This is a genomic window from Pedobacter agri (genome assembly GCF_032678665.1).
GTDB classification, from domain to species: Bacteria; Bacteroidota; Bacteroidia; order Sphingobacteriales; family Sphingobacteriaceae; genus Pedobacter; species Pedobacter agri_A.
Genome location: NZ_JAVTSH010000009.1, coordinates 250,578 through 271,476 on the forward strand (window position 1 = coordinate 250,578; position 20,899 = coordinate 271,476).

A 20,899-nucleotide genomic window follows, 5' to 3' on the forward strand; every position below is an offset into this window, starting at 1 on the left:
TTAGTTGTGTTTGTTTTTGGTAACCGCAAAGTACGCAAAGTGAAAACGTAAAGAAAGAGAAGTTTTTTTAAAATGAAAAGTGTTCTACCATATTCGTCATTGCGAGGCACAGCTTGTCCCGAACATTGGAAAGCAATCTTAAAAAATTAGCTATTCAATACTTTCGCTTTAGGATTGCTTCGTACCTCGCAATGACGAAACGTCTATGTTAATCGCAGAGAAAATTATAAATCTGCGTAAATCATTTTAATCTGCGGGATCATCTTCTGCCAACAAAAAAAGCCGTAGCTAAATGCCACGACTTCATCTTAATTCCTTCGCGAAAAACTTAGCGTTCTTTGCGGTTAAATCAGTAAACCTATTTTGCCATAATGCTTATCGCATAACCGCCACCTGGTGCACAATTTAAAGTTAACTTGGTTTTATTGGTTACTTCCATCTTGCGGATGGTATAAGCTTTTGGATTCGTTTCATAATGCGCATCCTTCGCATCAGCATAAATGGTTGCTGTATATTTTTTACCAGCATCTAAAAAACTGAAATCAATTTTCGAAGTACGGGCAACTTCATCATTGGTTCTGCCAACAAACCAATCGTTTTTGCCTTTTGCTTTACGGGCAAATGTGATGTAATCTCCAGGCTCGGCTTCTAAAACTTTCGTGTCGTCCCAATCAACTGCCACATCTTTAATAAACTGGAAAGCATCTAAATGTTTGTTATAAGTCTCTGGTAAATCTGCCGCCATTTGCAACGGGCTATACATCGTAACATACAACGCCAACTGACGAGCGATTGTGGTATGTACAAATGAATTGTTCTCCGGATTATAAGCACTTACCTTGGTTTCGAAAATACCAGGCGTATAATCCATCGGACCGCCGATCAAACGGGTAAAAGGTAAAATGGTTGTATGGTCAGCATTGTTACCTCCAAAGGCTTCGTATTCTGTTCCACGGGCAGATTCATTTCCGATTAAGTTCGGGTAAGTACGAGCCAAACCTGTAGGGCGAACCGCTTCATGTGCATTCACCATAATTTTATATTCCGCAGCTTTTTCAATGGCATACAAATAATGGTTATTTAACCATTGTCCGTAATGGTGCTCTCCACGAGGAATCATATTGCCTACGTAACCGCTTTTTACAGCATCGTAACCATTGGCTTTCATAAATTTGTAGGCGGTATCTAAATGTCTCTCATAATTACGAACCGAAGAAGATGTTTCGTGGTGCATAATCATTTTAACGTTTTTGCTTGCCGCATAGCGATGCAATTCCTTCACATCAAAATCAGGATAAGGCGTTACAAAATCGAAAACATAATCTTTTGTCTTTCCAAACCAATCTTCCCAGCCTTCATTCCAGCCTTCAACTAAAACACCATCCAAACCATGTTTAGCAGCGAAATCGATATACTCTTTTACGTGAGCAGTATTTGCCGCATGTTTTCCGTTCGGTTTAGTTTTCGAGTAATCAGTTATACCCAACTGAACACTGGTTAAATCGTTGTAAGCCCAGGTGCTTTTACCGGTAATCATTTCCCACCAAACACCAACATATTTGGTCGGTTTAATCCAGGATACGTCTTTGAATTTTGTAGGCTCGTTAAGGTTGTACGTTAATTTCGAAGTTAAAATATCACCAGCTTTATCGCTCACAATGATGGTTCTCCATGGCGTTACGCATGGCGCCTGTAAATAACCCTTATCTCCTACTGCATCTGGCGTTAACCACGATTCTAAAACCATGTTTTGATCATCCAGATTTAACGACATTAAAGAATAGTTAATTAAAGCTGCCTCGTGAATGTTGATGTACAAACCATCTTTGCTTTTCATCATTAAAGGTGTTTGTAAACCCGTTGGCGAAAAAGTAGTTTGCGATGCATTTGGCGTAACTGCATCTTTCATTTTAGCCCGAACCTCTGATAAGTTCGAAGTCACGGTGCTGTATTCCTGTGTATCATAATCGCCAGGTAGCCAAAACGCTTTATGGTCGCCGGCTAGTGCGAATTGTGTTCTTTCTTCTTTAATTACAAAGTAATCGAGGTTTTTCTGCTCCGGGAATTCATACCTGAAACCCAAACCATCGTTAAATAAACGCAAGCGCACAATAATGAAACGATTGCTTTCCTTTTGTGTTAAAGTAACCGCTAACTCATTATAATGATTTACGATTTCCTTTACCTCGCCCCAAACCGGTTTCCAGGTTTCGTTAAAGGTGCTGGTTTTGCTATCGCTTATCGTAAAACCATTGCTTAAGTTTTTGCCATCTTTTAGCTCCAAGCCAAGCTTGCTCGTTTTGATTACTTCTTTGCCTTTATACTTTAAACTGTAAGTGGGCACACCACCCTCTGCTAATGCAAATTTGGCCACTAAATTCGCATCAGGCGATTTTAACTCCTGTCCGGAAACGTTCCCGGAAAAAAGGAAAAGGCAAATAATTACTAGCAGTTGAGAGCAGTTAATCGATTTTTTGTTTAGGTTTTTATTCACTTTATATAATTTATTTTCTAATTCTTTTATACTCCCCCGTCATTGCGACCTTGGAGAAATCTTTTTTACATTATCTTGTCATTCTGAACGCAGTGAAGAATCCGCAACCGAATAGGGCTGCATCAAATTACCCCACTAATTTTTATTCATTAAATTATTCAGCGTTAGACTTCTATGCCATGAGATTCTTCGCTGCGCTCAGAACGACAAACGCTTAACGCTAATCCAACAACAAAGTTTCATCCTCATCATCAGTCAGGCTTAGCTGAATGCTATCGCTGCCAGCAATGCCCTCAATTGAACCGCGAATATGCGTAGCGTTTAACAATACCTTTTCAAGTTGCTTCTCACGGGCTTTCCATAAGCGTTCCATGGCATCACGTTCACGTTGAATAGACAATTTCATGCTCATAAAACCCTCACGAATGGCTTTCCATTGCTCAGAAAATTCGGCTCCGGTCAAGTAATCATATAACATGTGCATTTTGTCACCTCGGTTTTCCTGCGATTTCATTGCTGTAGATAAACGTAAAATTCCATCACGCAGCACATAAGCTACTGCATTAACTTCCTCAAAAGAGCAAATCCAAACACCATCTTTCTGCCCGAAACAATCCATGCCTTTTGGGTAACATTGACTCACGATTACCGCTACATCAACACCCATACTTCGCATATCTTTTTTCAGTTTCTCAATCCAGTCGCCTCCGAAATCTTTGGTACGCTTACTTTCATAAATAATTTTACCACACTCCTGCCCGAATTGATTACGTACAACCTGTACGCAATCTGCACCACGAACACCTTTGCCCACTTCTTCAATTAAATCGAACGGAAAATTGCTACGCAGCAATTCTTCCAAAATCAACTCCTGTACCTCGCCTTGCAATTGCATACTGCCCTGCTCCGCTTTGCGTTTCATTTCTTCCGCCAGTTTCTTCTGGTCGTCGAGTTGTTTTTCAAGCTCTTTTAAACGAAGCTGATGCTCGGTATCTTTAATGCTATTTTTTTCGGCCTCCTGCTTACGAATTTGCTCTACCAATTCATTGCGTTGCTCTTGCATTTTACGCTGAAAAGCCAGCTCCATTTCTTCCTCTTTCAGCTTTAAACTTTGCTCCCGACGCAAAAATTCTAACTCCTTTTCTCGTGCAAGCTTTAGTTTTTCTTCGTTTTCCTTTGCATTGCCTTCCAGCATTTGCAATTTGGTTTCAAAATCCGATGCAATACTTTTACGCAGATTTTCTTCCAAATCGCCTTTCAGCTTGTTCTTCTCTTCAATCAGTTTAGCTTCGAAAGTTTTTTGCTGCTGCTGTTTTTCGTTCTCAAATTCAGCAAGTCTTTTCTGCAACTTAGCATCATTTTCCTTCGTAAAAGCAATCATCTTATCACGTAGCTCTCTTTTATAATCTTCGGCCATGGCTTCTTCCATCGGAAAAACATGAGCACAGTTTGGGCATTTAATTTCGGTAGCCATAAATAATTTTTAATCACAAAGTTGAAGAGGTGCAAAGATATTAAAGCTTTTTAGGAAAAGGTAAACGAGTTTTGCACCATTTGCTTAAAGCACTTTCGACCGAACTTCGTTACCTGCCGTCAGGATTTTACTTACCGGGCATTTCGCCGCAATATCCTCTAGTCTTTGTTTCTGCTCTTCAGTTAATTGGCCGGTACAGGTAATCTCTTCCAGAAAAATATTTTGCGCATTCTCTATACCCATGTTCACTTCCACTTCAATTTTATCAACTGCCCAACCTTTTCTATCGACATACATCCGCAGCGTGATGGCTACACAAGATGCAAGTGACGCCATCAGCAAGCCCTTTGGCGCAAAGCCCTTATTTGTTCCGCCTAAATCTGCAGGTTCATCAATCACGATATCATGTGTTCCGTTTGTTACCGCACACGCATAATGCGCTTTGTTTATTGTTGCTTTTACCATTATTATTCAATTTAAAAGTTTAAACTTACCTAAAATCAAATTATTTTTTTCTGGAAAATGAAGGGTTCCATGTACATGGCAGCTTGCAGCCCTGCTTACCATTCCAAGTCCGCACTCGTACCTCGCTTGCGGGCTTTCCACTATAATCAGGTTTAGAAACAAGGGTTAAGCACTATGCAAACCTTCCAAATAACAAAAGCATTTGCCGTTTAGCCCCGATTGAAGTGGAAATACTTTTTTAAAAGTACTTCTGAAAAAGATTGCCACGTCGTGCCTCCTCGCAATGACGGGAACTGGTGACGATTGACAGGAGTAAAAAAGATTGAAACGAAAAGCGGGACTGTTTTTTAATAATTGCACCGCAATTGCGCTTCAAAAAAATCATTTTCAGCTATTGAATTTAAAAATAACGAAACATTATAACCTAGCATTTGTTGCTTTTAAAAACACAATATCATGAAGTACAGAAAGTTAATCGGAAAATATTTTGCCCACAAATCAAACAGCAATGCTCAAATTGCTTTGGCGTTAGTTGCTGGATTAGCTGCAGGAGCAGTAATTAGTGTTTTATTTGCACCTGATAGCGGTGCTGGAACCAGAGGCAAAATTGCCAGTGGCGCCAAAAATTTACGCTATGGTTTTCAGGATAAATACAACCTTTTGAAAGAAAAAGTATTTGGAGTGGAAGCAATTGAGGAAGATATTGTTGAACATGAGGTGCCTCATTTTAAGCATAAGGTTACCAAAAAAGCGAAGTCAGACATCAAAGAAATTCTGGAGCATGCCCATGAAAATGGTCAGGTGCAAGAGGGACAAGGATAATTTTCAAAAATGTTGGAAGCCATATTGGCTTTCGACATTTTACATTTTAGATCCTTATACAATTGATTAGTTTTGCGGTATAGCTCCGCATCATGATGTTTATCCTTTCTAAAATCCTGATTTATCTACTCAAACCTTATATCTGGATTTTTATTTTATTGATTTGTGCTTCAATTTTTCGAAAAAGCAGGAGAAAATTTCTGCTTGTTGCATTAGCGTTTTTCTTCATTTTCTCTAACGGATTTATCATTGGTAAGTTATTAAATTGGTATGAACCTGATTACCCGGCACCTAAAATTTATGATGTAGGTATTGTTTTAGGTGGATATTCTGGCTACAATGAGCGTAATAAGAAAATAGAGTTTGGCTCGTCTGGAGATCGATTATTTCAGGCAATTGATTTATACAAACAAGGCAGAATTAAAAAAATATTGTTAAGCAGCGGCAGTGCCAATTTGTTAGATACAACACAAAAAGAAGCTGATTTAACCCTTCCGTTTTTGCGACAGATTGGTATTCCAGATTCATCAATCATTATTGAAAATTTAAGTAGAAATACCATTGAGAATGCCAAAAATAGCTTATCCATTATAGAAAAGCAAAAGCCCGGCTCAACGGTGTTGGTAATTACCAGTGCCTGGCACATTCCTCGTTCAAAAATAATTTTCGACCGTTTTTCTAAAAGCGAATTAGATTATTACCCTACAGATTTCTGGGGTAAAACAGAATATGATTTTGCAGATTTTGTTGTTCCTAGCGCCTCAGCAATGCAAGCCTCAGAACAACTTATAAAAGAATGGGTTGGTTATGTGGTAGATCGGATAAGGGGATAGTGTTGGGTTGATTGTTTGAATTAATGGGATTGTTTAATTGCTAAATTGTTGGAATTGTTTAATTGTTGGAATTGCTAAATTGTTTAATTGTTAACTGCCTAAACAGTATGGAAAATTCATAAACAAATGGCTAACTTGTTCGCCCTTTTCCTTCAACCTTCAACCTTCAACCTTCAACCTTCAACCTTCAACCTTCAACCTTCAACCTTCAACCTTCAACCTTCAACCTTCAACCTTCAACCTTCAACCTTCAACCTTTCAACCTTCAACCTTCAACCTTCAACCTTCAACCTTCAACCTTTCAACCTTCAACCTTCAACCTTCAACTTAAGACTCAATCGCTTTCACCAGCATATCTTTCAGTTCCAGTAAGTTTTTCTGCGCTACGGAAGAAATAAAGATTGATGGAATCTGAGGTAACTCCTGTTTCATTTCTGCCATTAGTTCATCATCCAACATATCAGATTTTGTAATCGCCAGTACATGCGGCTTTTGCATCAATTCAGGATTGTAAGATTCTAACTCGCTTTTCAAAATTTCATATTCTTCTTTAATGGTTCTGCTTGTATCTGCAGGAACCATAAATAACAGTACAGAGTTACGCTCAATATGACGTAAGAAACGGTAACCTAAACCCTTACCTTTTGATGCGCCTTCGATAATACCTGGAATATCAGCCATTACAAAAGATTTCCCTCCACGGTAACTAACAATACCTAAATTAGGAACAATGGTCGTAAACGGATAGTCTGCAATTTCTGGTTTGGCTGCAGAAACCACAGATAATAAGGTTGATTTACCAGCATTAGGAAAACCTACTAAACCTACATCGGCCAATACTTTTAGTTCAAGAATATTCCAAACTTCCTGACCAGGCTCACCAGGTTGTGCAAACCGTGGTGTTTGCTGAACAGAGTTTTTGAAATGAGCGTTGCCTAACCCGCCGCGGCCACCCGCTGTTAAAATTTTGGTTTCGCCGTGTTTGGTAATTTCAAAAAGTACCTCGCCGGTTTCGGCATCCTTAGCAATGGTTCCAAGTGGCACTTCTAAAATTTCATCTTTACCCTGGCGCCCAAATTTGTGCGAACTTCCACCCGCCAATCCATCTTCTGCAATAATATGTTTGCGGTATTTAAGGTGCAATAATGTCCAGATGTTGCTGTTACCAACCACCGTAATATGGCCACCACGCCCGCCATCACCGCCATCAGGGCCACCCATAGAGGTGAGGATGTCTCGATGTAAATGTGCAGAACCTGCCCCACCCTTACCAGAGCGACAACAAATTTTTACATAATCCACGAAATTTGATCCCTGCGACATATTATTATGATTTTAGATTGGCGATTTTAAATATAAAAACCGCTGGTACATTCTTACTCTATTTTACTTTACGATTTAAGATTACAAAAATCGCTAAAAAACAAACATCCGCAAAAAACAACTAATGCTTTTTCTGCGGATGTTAATATTTAAAAAATTCTTATTTAAAACTGATCAATTACGTTGCAAAGATCAGTATAAACTCTTTCTATTTCACCTATTCCATTTACTTTTTTCAACTTTCCCTGCTCCTCATAATAAGGTAATACATGAATGGTTTTTTCAAAGTATTCTGAAATGCGTTTTTTTAGTTTCTCCGCATCATCATCCGGGCGGCCACTTACTTTATGGCGCTCAGCAATGCGTTTTGTTAACTCTTCCTGATCAACATCTAAAGCGATAACGCCGGCAATTTTGCTTCCTTTACGCTCTAAAAATAAATCAAGTTCTTTTGCCTGAGGAACGGTGCGTGGAAAGCCATCGAATACAAACCCCTTTGCTTCAGGATTTTTATCTACCTCTTCTTCAAGCATCGCAATTGTAATTGCATCCGGAACCAATTCTCCATCAGCTAACAACTGGCTAACTTTTTTTCCTAATTCTGTTTCGCCTTTAACGTGTGCTCTAAAAAGATCGCCTGTTGAAACATGTACCAACTGATATTTTGAAATCAGCTTTTCAGATTGGGTGCCTTTACCCGCCCCCGGAGGGCCAAAGAGAACTAAATTAAGCATTAACGTGGTTTAGGTTGTCTTTAAAATTAAGAGCCTTATTCCTAGGACTCCATTAAAACTGAAAATCAATACAAAGTATTGCCTTTCAAGGCTGCAAATATATAATTATTAATTTAGATGAGTTTTATAAATGGCAATTTATTTGAAAAACCAACTAGTTTAAAAAGTATCTAAATTATTTTTAGAAGAATGTTAGGTTTTAGACAATACCAACCTAACATTCTCAACAAAAAACCTAATTATTCCGAACAAAAAATTATAATAGCACTATTTACATTAAAATTTCTACCCCAAACCTTAAATATATGTTGATGAAAATTTAAAAAACTAGAGATTTATTGTGGTTTTTAATTTGACGTTTTTTGCCTAGGGAATTAAATTATTGCTACGGAGTGCATCGAATAATTTATAAAATGCATCTTCAGTATCCTGAAATACTAAAAATCCCATTTTTCTACTTTTCGACATGTCAGTCATCACTTCAATCGGCCTGCCGAGATCAAGATCAGTATGCCAAGCAGAGGCAAGTCGACTTAAATCGGCTTCTTTAAGCTTGTGTGCTACCGCAATTTTTCTCCAAACTTCAGCATCATTTGCCATCTCTTCCTCAAGCGGGTAAATGGTACCCTCAAAACCTAATGATTCAATTTCAAAGTATTCTGCCAATCGTTTCCATAGCCGGCTCCAGCGGAACACATCGCCATTTACTACATTGAAAGCTTCGTTTTTAGCTGCCTCTGTTGTTGATGCCCAAATGAGATGTTCGGCTAAAACACGAGCGTCAGTTACATCCGATAAGCCATTCCATTGCGCCGCTGAACCGGGCCACCTGAACTTGCGCCCTGTTGCCTTACAGATGGAAGCGTAAACAGCTAAAGTAGTACCCAGGTTCATGGCATTCCCCACTGCCTGACCAATTACCGTGTGCGGCCGGTGAATACTCCAGGCAAAACCATCGCGAGCTGCCGCAGCATAAACCTCATCTTCCTGAGCATAATAAAAATTTTCTATATCTAGCCTGGGATGCGTTTCCCTTAAAGGTGTTTCAGGTAAAAACCCATCTTTAGCATAAGCCTCAAACGGACCTAAATAATGTTTTAAACCTGTTACCAGGGCCACATGCACTACAGACTGATGAACAGATAACGCATCGAGTAAATTGCGAACCATCAAACTGTTTACCCGGATATTTTCAGCCTCGGTGTCATTTCGCATCCAGGTAGTAATGTAAACATGGGTAGGTTTTATTTCCGCTAAGCTTACCTTCAAGCCATCAAGATCTAGCAGATCTGCTGCTACAGGTTTTAAGCCATTTATTTCACGATTTGGATTCCGGGCCAAACCGTAGGTATCCCAGCCATCGGCAATCAGCTTAATTGCTAAATTACTTCCGGTAATGCCACTTGCACCAACTACTAATGCTATTTTATCCATTTTATTAATTTTTAAGTGATGCTCAAAATTACCAGAACAAACACCGTGAGCGCTTGACTTGCATCAATAAATACTCTTGATCTAAATCAACCGCCAGTCTGTATACCGAAAACTTTATCTTTGCCTCAAAAAGCTTAAACATGATCAACATTCTTTTCAGTCACATCGAAGAAAAAGTTTCGCTTAGCAGTGCAGATAAAGTACTGATTGAAAGTTTTTTTTCAACTAAAAAACTGAGGAAAAAGCAATACCTATTACAGGAAGGAGAAGTTTGCAAAAATCTTGTTTTTGTTGCCAAAGGATTGCTACGCACTTATAACATTGACGAAAAAGGTAACGAACACATGAGCATTTTCGGCTGGGAAGGTTGGTGGCTATCAGATTTTAATAGTTTTCTCTCTGGCGAACCTGCTGTTTTTAATATTGATGCGATTGAAGATTCGGAATTGTTGCTGCTTTCCAAAAATGATTATGAAGCCTTAACACTGGCAGTGCCCATCATGGATCGCTACTTCCGAATTCTTTATCAAAATAGCCTGGTGACCAAAGAACGAAGATTGATGAGTAACATTACGCATAGTGCTGAAGAACGTTACCTGGAATTATCGGCATCGAACCCTAAAATTATTGAGCGCATTCCACAAAATCTTATTGCTTCTTATTTAGGGATCGCCCCGGAAACCTTGAGTAGAATCAAGAAAAACCTGCTTTCAAAAAGATAGTTTATAAAGTTGCCGAATTTAGCAGGAAGTTTTGCGCTGAAAATAATCACAAAAAAAATGGAGCTAAATCTTTAAGATTTAACTCCATTTGGTGCACTCGAGGGGACTACAATCGAACAATTGATACCTCTGCTTACATTGTTTAATTCTGCTATTGAAAAAGAAAAATAGCGATTCATGAGATTTAAAAGCACTTTTATTTAACTTCAGAACTTTTAAGGTTGGTGGTAAGCAGATCATTTCTTTATATTTTACGACTGCTATTAACTTTGGCTTTAAAGGTAAATACTTTTCTGTGGAAAGTAAAAAGGAGCTTAATTGAACAATCACTAAAGCCACTATTTGATCCAATAATATTTTGGCTAAGCAAACTGCGAGAATTAGCTACGCTGCAGAAATCTGCGAACTGTTCCTATAGCAATAAAAAAAAAGTTGAATCGGGATAAGGTTGCAGGATATGTGGGCTTATTATGGAACATTACCACTAGTGTGGAAAAACCAATTTTACTGACCTCTCTCCGCCATAACACTAACGCTTCGGCAGTCAATGATTTACAGAAATTTTATTTCTGGCGTGACGGGATCAATGAGTCCTGGTTTATCTATATAATGGCTAGACTTTGGTGGAAAGGGCTTTGGCGGGTCTTTGCGCGATGGGGGTGGTTTTTGCGTCTACACGGATGGCATGCAAGGCATGTGACTTAACTGTACATACGGGTGTGGGTGGTTATTTGGGAAGTTTGGCTGAAGCGTGGTGGCATTTGTTTTTTTTGGTGGTTTTCTTTTTATCGCTTACGGTGATTTCGATGTTTTATTTTACCAGGGGAAATCTGGAAGGGATTGATTGGAGGATGATGGGTAGAGGGAGCCAAAAGAATAAACATAATTTGGTGTATGTGGTTTGTGAGGTGGTGATGGTGCTTTGTCCTTTGATCTTGGCGGTGTATTTTGTTTACCGGGCTAAAACGGGATATGATTTGAAGCCTTATGCATTGGTATATATTTTGAGACGTTGGCTGTGGGTGCTTTTGGTTTTTCGTGGTTGGTGAAAGGTGAAGCGCTATAGCCGGATGTGGGGAATGGGCTGTTTAAAAGAAGATAGTCAAAACACTTATTTTAAGATTCTAGATATGAAGTAACGTGAAAGTTATTTAAGATAATCCTATATTTACCCTCATCTAAATTTAACCAAATGGCCGCAATCGATTTACACTCAAAACCTTTTGACGAGGAAACTATAACAAAACTGGAAATTTTCGAAAACTATGCGCAGGCCTGGCTCCCTACATTTATTATGTGGCCTAAATCTGGTCCCACACTTTGCATTTTTGATTTTTTTGCGGGTACTGGTTACGATATGAATGGTGTTCCTGGAAGTCCTATTCGCTTTTTAAAAAAGATTCAAGAGTATAGAGGTGACATGTTTAAAAACAAAATAAAGGTTGAGCTTTATTTAAACGAATTTGAACCCACGAAGAAAAAACAGGAGAAATTTGAACTTCTTAAAAAATCCTGTGATCAATTTCTTTTAGATTATCCCGGATTATCGCATTTAGTCCATATCAACTATTCAAACGAAGATTGTGAGACCTTGTTTCCAAAATTGTTACCGACAATTGCCAAGTATCCGAGTTTGGTTTACCTAGATCAAAACGGAGTTAAATTCGCTGATGCTAAATATTTTCTCGAACTGGAAAAAACCAGTACAACTGATTTCCTTTATTTTTTATCCTCATCTTATTTTTGGAGATTTGGCACAACCGATGAGTTTAAAAAACATTTAAATATTGATATGGTTGAAGCGAAAAAAGATCCATATCAGCATATTCACAGAAACATCCTTGGTCAGCTCAAAAAGAAAATGCCTGTGGGAAGTCCTCTAAAACTTTACCCTTTCTCCATCAAACGTGACCCTAACATCCATGGGATCATTTTTGGTGCAAAGCATCCTCGGGCTGTGGATAAATTCCTTACTGTTGCTTGGGAGAAAAACAGTTTAAATGGTCAAGCTAATTTTGATATTGATGACGATATGGGCAAACAACAAATGGTTCTATTTGGTGCTCAAAAGCCGACTAAAATTGAGGGATTTCAAGCGGAAGTGCGCAAAAAAATACTAACTGGAGAACTACAAAATAATAAGCAATTGTTTGACTTTACCCTAGAGCAGGGACATATCGCAACCCACGCCGCAGTTGTACTGAAAGAAATGAAAAAAAATAAAGAGGTTCATTACAATTCAATTTCTCCCTTAGTTAACTATGATAATGCTTACAAGAAATCAAAAATATTGGAATATACTGTGTTAACCAGGAACGGATAAATTCTTTTATACTAAATATTTTAGTAACATTGCAAATTCAAATTAGAAAATGGCACAATCGAACATAGAGTGGACTGAACTTACTTGGAATCCGGTTACTGGTTGTAATAAAATTAGTCCAGGTTGCAAAAACTGCTATGCGGAGGTAATGACCCGCAGACTTCAATTCATGGGCGTGGAGAAGTATGCTGGAGGATTTGCTTTGAGAACCCATTTAGATACACTGAATGCTCCATTCAGCTGGAAAAAACCAAAGGTAGTATTTGTGAATTCAATGAGTGACCTTTTTCACGTTGATGTGCCATTAGATTTTATTAAGGCTGTTTTCTCGGTCATGAACCAAACGCCACAACACATCTATCAGGTGCTTACGAAACGTTCAGAACGTCTTCTGGAAATCGCATCTGAGCTGACATGGACCGATAATATTTGGATGGGTGTATCGGTAGAAAATCAAGCTTACGCTTATCGAATTCCAGAGTTGGCAAAAACGCAAGCTAAAATTAAATTTCTATCTATTGAACCCTTGATTGATGAATTAACACAGATGGATTTAACAGGAATTAATTGGGTTATTGTGGGTGGAGAATCAGGTCACAAAGCGCGACCGATTAAACGGGCTTGGATCAATACTATCAAAGATACCTGCGAAAATGAGCGAATTCCATTTTTCTTTAAGCAGTGGGGTAAAGCTAAATTCAATGAAAACCCTAACGATCCCACAATTGACGCAAAACATCCGCAGCATGCCAAAGGGGGGTGCGAACTTGATGGAAAAATTTACCGCGAAATGCCTAGAGTTCGTTCAGGAGCATTTTTATAATTTTTCGGTCTCAAAGTATTTGCTAAACATTAATTGTTTGCACTAATCTGATGACCTATCCATTGACGTTTGCAAATTATTGTTTCTCACCATGGAGACCATTTCGGTTCGAAATCGATACGCCACTATTGCCAGAACATGGAGCTAATTTAAGCAATACCAAATTGGAAGGCTTTGCTTTTTTTGAAAATGTCTTTATTGCGGAGCTTCGTAAATAAAATTTTCATTTTTTTACTATTTAGGCTACATTAGGGATTCATTTATTTTAACCTCTTATGGACGCTCTAAATATCCTGCATCTTTCCGATTTGCATATTGGAAATTTTAACTATACTGACGCAAGAATCCCTGCTATAAATATTGCCGATACTTTGATGGACCAAGCTAGAATGGTCGAAATAATTTTAGTAAGTGGCGACATTTTCGATGGAAGAAGTAAAAACTATAAGGCTGATCGCGATTTCGCTATTCTTTTCTTTAACACGCTCCTGGATCAACTTAATAATAAGGAGCTTTCAAATGGAGCTCTTACAAAAAATGATATCTTATTTGTACCCGGAAATCACGATCTTGTTCGGTCCGAAGATCATCCTTATCGAAAATATGACGATTTTATATCTGAGTTTTTGAAAGACGACCATGCTTCGAACGTAACATATTTGGATAAATACAATTTCATTTGTGATTTTCACAAAAAAAAGATTGCTATCCTTGGATTTAACTCTTGCCGAATTGAGCTGGATAAAGCGTTTGATCTTACCTGGATTGATAAAATCAATTTTTCCAAGTATGGAGATGAGGCAGAGGGAATCAAGGATTTAATACGTGATAATAGAAGAAGCGTCGTGAAATGGGATGACTTTGGTTACATAGATCCTTTGGAATTGGATAACGTATTCACCTCGCTTAAAAGAATTATCCCAGGATTTTCTGAATATAATATCATTTCTACCTTCCACCATCACTTCTATCCCTTTCCAGAACTAGCAGTTTCCGACCCGGATAGCAGTTTTATTAGAAATTATACATATGTGCTTGACCGATTTCAAAAACATAATGTAAAACTGGTCCTCCATGGCCATAAGCATATGCCTGTGCAACGGGTTATCACCGACAATAAATATTTTGATAATCCTGAATCAATTATTTACGTTTTTGCTGCTGGAAGTATAGGAAGTAAGGATGTAGACAATCGTTCCTTTCAGTGGATAAAAGTTTATGATAAGAGTTATGTTCGGCTTGCAGAATGTGAGCGCTATACTTTTAAAGGCGAGGAGTTAGAATCTGCTAAGACATTTATAATACCTCCAGAGATGAAGGATGAAAAAAGTTTTTCCGAAAATCTTTTGGAGATGCTTCACCTTCAAGAATCAAAGTATTATCAAAAGTACATTGCCTTAACCAATGAGTTCGAGCAGCTGATTTCTGATAGCAAAATTCAAGAAGTTATAGGACTTGTTGGTAATCTTTTTACAATCTTCGGGCATATCAAACTTGAATTGAGGAGAATTCCCAAAATTAATTATGTATTACTGCTCATCCTGAATTACAGAGTTATTTACCTTAGAAATTTGCATTTGCAAAGTGAGATTACTTCCGCACTTTTAGGCAGACTTAGAACTGAAATTGAATCTGTTTTAGGCAATGATGTTTTCGCTGATGCCATGATGGCATTTCTAAATGCTATTTCAAATGATGAAATTGAACGTGCTTATTTCTCTATTATTAAAAATGTTAGCAGTGAAAACAAACGGATCGGCGCATACTGCTCAATAGGTCTTTTTATTTCTGATCTTTTCTTATGTATTAGTAACTATGGTGAATTTTATTTTGAAAAAGAGAAGCTTAACCATAAAATAAACATCAGTCTTCAGGCTAATTCGTTTTACAATAGCATTCCAAGTAATTCCATCTCTCTCAAAGGGGATACAGATCGCAGGGCAGTGGTCATGTCTTTTAAGTCTAAAGATCCAACGGTGCATAAAGTGGCTGTTTTGATTATTAAGGATTTTGAAATGCGACTTGATAAGTTTGAGGAAAGCCTGAAAGAAATAAAACTTAAACTTTATTATATAATCCCAAAGATCGAAGCTGAAAATTATGATTTGGAGAACTTTCACTTCGATGCCTATATTCCAACACTGCTTCCGCTTCTCACAGGAGATAATCTTTACAGGTCTAAGGAAGTGTTTATCAGGGAACTGGTACAAAATTCAATCGATGCATCGCTTTTGCGTAAACAGATTCAACCAGATGAGTCATTTGACAGGGACATCCATATTGTACTTGGGGAAGAAAAGCGTATCGACGGAAAGATGAATAAATTTTTCAAGATAATAGATTCTGGAGTGGGTATGTCGAGATTTACAATTGAACGATATTTTACCTCTATTGGTAGAAGCTATTATGTGTCGGAAGAATTTGATGAACTTAAGAGAGATAATAATATTAAGTATAATGCAATTAGCAACTTTGGCATTGGGTTTCTTTCCTCGTTTATGGTATGTAAGGAAGTGCTCGTAGAGACAAAAAATGTATTTCTTGATGAAGAGTTCAATGGTCTTGAAATCGAAATACCCAACTATGATGGTTGTTTTTTTATTAGGAAGAAGGAAAAAGCAGATGTAGGGACACATATTAAGCTTTATGAAGATGAACGGAAACTTTTCAACTTTGAGAGATTTGTTAACTACATGAAAAGAACCTTAGTTGGTTTGCCAGTTAATATCAAAATTGACGGAAATGCAATTACTAAACATTTAAAAATTAAGGCATATGGGTTCCAAAATAAAATGCTTTCAGACCTTCAAAAAACTAATCGTCCTTTGTTTTATGTGCCATTCTCTGAAGAGAGCAAAACAGGTAAATATTTAAGTTGGGATAAACTTTACAATGCCTCTCTGAGTTCACTCGATAAATTCGGCATCTGGTTTGATTTTGGAGATATCTTCCAAGGGAGAAATGTTACAAAGCGGGAACATATAGTTACCTTAAATCAAGGGCTTTTAGTCTCTTACCCACATATCCCTTTTAATTTTACCAACCAAAATCTTTCTTTAGGCTTAAAGATCAATTATCCTAGCTCCTTCATCCAATTGGATGTTGCTAGGGAGAAAATACTCAACCTTAAGGCCAATGTAGACGTTAATAATGTTATTCCGCTGCTTAGCAACCAAATTGAGGAATTCATGCGTGATGATAGCGGAAAGATACTTGGAACGTCATTAGCTGATCTTTTTTTCATGGAATATATTTTAAAAGTAGACTTCAAGCAAGACATAGGCAAATCAATTTCTAAGGAAGTTTATACCCTTAAAATTGAGTTTTTTGATAATACCTTGAAGTTTTCCTTATGCAAAATATCGGAAGTGCCAGAGCTTTATAACGATTCCAACATTTGTTACTTGCATGAGCAACATGGAACCAGGCTGAATGTTATTGAAAAGTTTTTCATAAATTTTGCGAAGGAATTTATGGACGCCAAACTAAAAAAATCAAAAAATGACAAGGTATACACTAACTTAAATAAATCCAAACACAAACTCATTTTTAGAAATAATGAGCTTATTACGGATTGGTATGAAAGCAGTGCAGTTTCAATACATGATACATTACTGACACATATTTCGAGATCGGGAAATCAAAAAAATTTTGAATATGAGGGTATGCTTCTATTTAAACGAGAGTCAAAGGTCACGGAACTGAGTTATATGGAAATTATATCAGGGCTTATACCTTTAAGCAAAAACATGGGTGATAAAAATGGTAAAGAAATTTTGTTTCTCCTTATAAACACCTTAACCTTGCTAAAGTGTTCAATTTTTAACAACATAGTCGTAAGAGATTCTAGTAGCTTTAATCTCGAGATCAAATTAGAAGATATAGGACTCATTAAACAGCATAATCTTTTTGACTCCCAGGAAAAATAGTGCTGGGCGATACCTAGTCTTTTTATGATATAAGCTTCTTGGTCAATATCGCGAAATTTATACAAGGTTGGACAAACCAAATTATTTGATTCCATCTCACCAATCTTTAATTCTTTTAAGCTTATTGATAAACACGTTGTTACCCAGAAGAATATTTTCGGTCAAAAAAAGGGTTATTGGCTTCGGTTTATCCCGGTATATAATTACATATTAACATTAGGCGGTATTTTAAGATGGAGCGAATTATACGCGGTAAGAGAGTAACGTAAAACTGGTTGCCTGATTTCAGTTAGTCAATCTTGCCTTAGTAAGGTTAATACCTTTTCTAATATTTCATCGTTGCTAAATGGCTTGTCGATATAATCATCTGCAAAAACGGGACTACTCGAAGTTTGGCGATGAAAATTATAAATTGCCGACATGAGTATAATGGGTATATGGCTGTATCTCGAATCCGCTTTCAACTCCTCACAAATCCTATTTCCGTTATCTACCTTCAATACAACATCCAGCAATAGCAGGTCAGGCCCAAATTCATCTAGCCGTTCATACAGATTACAAGCATCAGTTGCTGATGAAACTCGAAAATTTTCAGACTTAAACAGTTCTGTCAATGAATTTAAGATATCATGGTCATCATCCAAAATGAAAATCTTGGGTGTAGATGAAATATGCTTTGGCATTTTGTTGATTTGAATTAAAGTTAAGGATCAGTAAAAATACAAGAATATTTTCTCCGTTAATAATACTTCGCATTTGAGGCATATGAAGTCAAAGCATCATAATCCCATCCATAGGATGCAATTAAGAAACTAACGCATTCTGCATGAATAATCTTAATTTAGAGTTTTGATCATCATAAAAAGTTATCGCAAGCATTTACATGGTGAAGGCAAATATTTTGCCTCTGAATTCAGAGAGTCGTTCATTAAAAAATTTAAATTATTCGATTGTTACCAAACGACAACTCGTAAATTGCAATACTAAAATTGTTCCTGTAAATTTTGATTTAAATTTAAGAGGGTGCCTGAACTTTTTCCGACACCCTATAAAGCTATTTATTGTTTTTTAAATCTTTAAAAGGCGTGGTTAATGGCAATATCTTATTTACCTTTTCAACCTCTAACTGTTTTTCAAGCAGAAATTTCTCCGATTGTTTTGGATTTAAAGATGACGAACCAATTTTTACATTATAAATTCCTGCCTCAGCAATCCAAGCAGCTCTACGCTCAATGAATGAAGCTAAATCTTTAGGCTCCAAAGTAAGAACTATAGTTTCTGATTCACCTGGATTTAATAATTTAGTCTTAGCAAATGCTTTTAATTCTGATACTGGCTTATCAATATTTTGGTGGGGTGCCGAAAGGTAAAGCTGTACAATTTCCTTACCCGCTACTTTTCCGGTATTTTTAATGGTAATTGATGCGGTTATTTTTTCCTTAAACGTTTTGGCACTTAATTTTAAATCAGCATATTCGAAATTAGTATAAGATAAACCATAACCAAACTCGTAAGACGGCTTAACGTTGAAGGTATTGAAGTAGCGGTAACCCACATAGACACCCTCTTCGTATGTAACATCCTTTGGGTTTTCTGCAGGCACACCAGGAAAGTTCTTTGCGGATGGCGTATCAGAATATTTCAACGGAAATGTCATGGTTAACTTCCCTGAAGGATTCACTTTTCCGGCAATGACGTCCGCAACGGAGTGCCCACCCTCCTGCCCTGGTTGCCATGCTAATAAGATTGCATCAACCTCATCTTTCCAGGAAGCAGTTTCTATTACCCCTCCAATATTCAGAATTGCCACTACCTTTTTTCCTCTAGCGTGAAAGGCTTTCGAGATTTCATGCAGCATCTCGATTTCTTCTTTTGCCAAATTAAAATCATTATCAACCACCCTGTCACCACCTTCACCGGAGTTTCTACCCAAAGTTACAAAAGCAATTTCTGATGTTTCTGCTTTTTTTGCAAAGAAAGCATCATCCATTTTCATTTCAGATAACTTCCCAGGAAGTGCTAAAATACCTTTTGATTTTCTACTTTCCATTTCCGCAGCCACTTGCTTTTCTGCAAAAGGTTGGTATAGATTGACTAACTCTTGATCTAATTTGTAGCCTGCAGAATTTAGTCCCTCTAATAAAGAAACGGTATGCTTGTTGTTGACACTTCCACTTCCTGTCCCTCCGGTAATCCATGCATAGGAAGTAACACCGAATAAAGAAATCTCCTTTTGCTTATTGGCAAAAGGCAAGGTATTATTTTCGTTTTTGAGCAAGACCATTCCTTCCGCAGCCGCATTCCTTGTTATTTCAGCATTTTTCGTTAAGGTAGGTTGATTGGAATATTGATATTTATGATAAGTGGGAGTACGAAAAACATACGCTAAAATTCTTTTTAAGTTGATGTTCACAACTTCCTGAGCCAATTTACCTGAATTAAGTGCCTCAAGCAAAGCTTTTTTCTGAGCTGGAATTCCAGGCATTATAAGGTCATTTCCCGCCGTCATTTGTTTTACAACATCTGAAATTTTTCCTTTTTGTATAGATTCAAAGCCTGGGAAACCACCAAACCAGTCTGTCATTACAATTCCTTTGAAACCCCATTCGTTTCTCAAAATTTGTGTAAGCAAATCTTTGCTGGCGGAGGTATACTGTCCATTCACCAAGTTGTAAGAGGACATTACTGTCCAGGGCTGCGCTTCTTTGACTGCGATTTCAAAACCCTTTAAATATAATTCCCTCAGTGCACGTTCAGAAACATGGACATCTATCGTTAAGCGATTAGTTTCTTCGTTGTTCGCTGCAAAATGTTTAATAGAAGTTCCTACACCCTGAGATTGGATGCCATTAACAATCGATGCAGCTATTTTCCCGGAAATGAGTGGATCTTCAGAATAGTATTCGAAATTCCTGCCATTTAAAGGATTCCTTTGAATGTTCAAACCAGGTGCCAACAGTACATCAACACCATATTCTTTTACTTCATTACCCAACGCTTTTCCCACCTGATATAATAAATCCTTATTCCATGTCGAAGCTAAGGCTGTCCCGACTGGGAAAGCGGTTGCATAATAAGTATTTTTGTCGTTTTCCTTTCTTGGAGCAATTCTTAATCCTGCTGGACCATCAGCTACAACTGTCGCAGGAATTCCAAATCTATGCAATTCAGCAGTTCCACCTGCAGCTCCAGGTACCAGACCTTGCTTAGAATCTCCGACAGGACCAGTCAGAACTTCAATTCCTGGCATTCCTGTTCCAATTAAAAGATCGACCTTCTCTTCATTGGTCATTGCCTTAATCACAATTTCTATTTTCTGATCAACAGACAAACGAGAATCTTCCCAGGGGTCAAACTTTCCGTTTTTGTTGGCATCGTTAAATGTTTTTCCACTAACGCTTACTAGTTTATTTTGAGCGTTTGCCCCAGGCACCGCTGCGATTAAAGCCAACAATACGCTGGCATATTTTGCTTTTTGTGGTAGCTTAATTAAGCTAAAAACGTTTGTATTCATAGTTATTGT

Annotated in this window: 15 protein-coding genes; 7 read left to right on the forward strand and 8 right to left on the reverse strand. The window is 37.6% G+C overall.

The features are described 5' to 3' along the window. Positions 1 to 358: 358 nt before the first annotated feature. From R2Q70_RS18740 to R2Q70_RS18750, 3 genes are all read right to left on the reverse strand, one after another. Entirely contained in the window at positions 359 to 2,494 is a 2,136-nt protein-coding gene (locus R2Q70_RS18740; protein ID WP_316809075.1) for a glycoside hydrolase family 97 protein, read from the reverse strand. A 220-nt stretch (positions 2,495 to 2,714) separates the two neighbouring features. Then, positions 2,715 to 3,968, reverse strand: a complete 1,254-nt coding sequence (locus R2Q70_RS18745) for a DUF2130 domain-containing protein (protein WP_316809076.1) — start codon at positions 3,966 to 3,968, stop codon at positions 2,715 to 2,717. Positions 3,969 to 4,052: 84 nt separating this feature from the next. Next, complete coding sequence (locus R2Q70_RS18750; RefSeq protein WP_316809077.1) at positions 4,053 to 4,433, reverse strand: OsmC family protein; 381 nt, start codon at positions 4,431 to 4,433, stop codon at positions 4,053 to 4,055. Positions 4,434 to 4,889: 456 nt separating this feature from the next. On the opposite strand from R2Q70_RS18750, the gene R2Q70_RS18755 reads away from it, so the two are divergent. After that, a complete protein-coding gene (locus R2Q70_RS18755) occupies positions 4,890 to 5,255 on the forward strand; it encodes a YtxH domain-containing protein (protein WP_316809078.1) in 366 nt (121 codons plus the stop codon). A 92-nt stretch (positions 5,256 to 5,347) separates the two neighbouring features. Next, complete coding sequence (locus R2Q70_RS18760; protein WP_316809079.1) at positions 5,348 to 6,088, forward strand: YdcF family protein; 741 nt, start codon at positions 5,348 to 5,350, stop codon at positions 6,086 to 6,088. Positions 6,089 to 6,415: 327 nt separating this feature from the next. Here the strand turns inward: R2Q70_RS18760 and obgE are convergent, their stop codons facing one another. From obgE to R2Q70_RS18775, 3 genes are all read right to left on the reverse strand, one after another. Further along, positions 6,416 to 7,411: a GTPase ObgE gene (obgE, locus tag R2Q70_RS18765; protein ID WP_316809080.1), complete on the reverse strand. Its 996-nt coding sequence runs from the start codon at positions 7,409 to 7,411 to the stop codon at positions 6,416 to 6,418. 164 nt (positions 7,412 to 7,575) lie between these two features. After that, positions 7,576 to 8,145, reverse strand: coding sequence for an adenylate kinase (locus R2Q70_RS18770; protein WP_316809081.1), 570 nt, complete (start codon positions 8,143 to 8,145; stop codon positions 7,576 to 7,578). 366 nt (positions 8,146 to 8,511) lie between these two features. Beyond that, entirely contained in the window at positions 8,512 to 9,579 is a 1,068-nt protein-coding gene (locus R2Q70_RS18775) for an SDR family oxidoreductase (protein ID WP_316809082.1), read from the reverse strand. A gap of 140 nt (positions 9,580 to 9,719) precedes the next feature. Between R2Q70_RS18775 and R2Q70_RS18780 the strand changes: the two genes are divergently transcribed. From R2Q70_RS18780 to R2Q70_RS18800, 5 genes are all read left to right on the forward strand, one after another. Then, positions 9,720 to 10,301 (forward strand): Crp/Fnr family transcriptional regulator, encoded by a 582-nt coding sequence (locus R2Q70_RS18780; RefSeq protein WP_316809083.1) that lies wholly within the window; start codon positions 9,720 to 9,722, stop codon positions 10,299 to 10,301. Positions 10,302 to 10,981: 680 nt separating this feature from the next. Continuing rightward, a complete protein-coding gene (locus tag R2Q70_RS18785; RefSeq protein WP_316809084.1) occupies positions 10,982 to 11,350 on the forward strand; it encodes a hypothetical protein in 369 nt (122 codons plus the stop codon). Positions 11,351 to 11,493: 143 nt separating this feature from the next. Further along, positions 11,494 to 12,624: a three-Cys-motif partner protein TcmP gene (gene tcmP / locus R2Q70_RS18790; protein ID WP_316809085.1), complete on the forward strand. Its 1,131-nt coding sequence runs from the start codon at positions 11,494 to 11,496 to the stop codon at positions 12,622 to 12,624. Between the two features lie 49 nt (positions 12,625 to 12,673). Continuing rightward, on the forward strand, positions 12,674 to 13,447 hold the full coding sequence (locus R2Q70_RS18795; RefSeq protein ID WP_316809086.1) for a phage Gp37/Gp68 family protein: 774 nt from the start codon (positions 12,674 to 12,676) through the stop codon (positions 13,445 to 13,447). Positions 13,448 to 13,722: 275 nt separating this feature from the next. After that, complete coding sequence (locus R2Q70_RS18800; protein WP_316809087.1) at positions 13,723 to 17,376, forward strand: metallophosphoesterase; 3,654 nt, start codon at positions 13,723 to 13,725, stop codon at positions 17,374 to 17,376. A 293-nt stretch (positions 17,377 to 17,669) separates the two neighbouring features. Here the strand turns inward: R2Q70_RS18800 and R2Q70_RS18805 are convergent, their stop codons facing one another. Together R2Q70_RS18805 and R2Q70_RS18810 are read right to left on the reverse strand one after the other, a co-directional pair. Next, complete coding sequence (locus R2Q70_RS18805) at positions 17,670 to 18,059, reverse strand: two-component system response regulator (protein WP_316809088.1); 390 nt, start codon at positions 18,057 to 18,059, stop codon at positions 17,670 to 17,672. Between the two features lie 371 nt (positions 18,060 to 18,430). Beyond that, a partial coding sequence (locus R2Q70_RS18810; protein WP_316809089.1) for a glycoside hydrolase family 3 N-terminal domain-containing protein occupies positions 18,431 to 20,899 on the reverse strand: 2,469 nt, incomplete at its 5' end.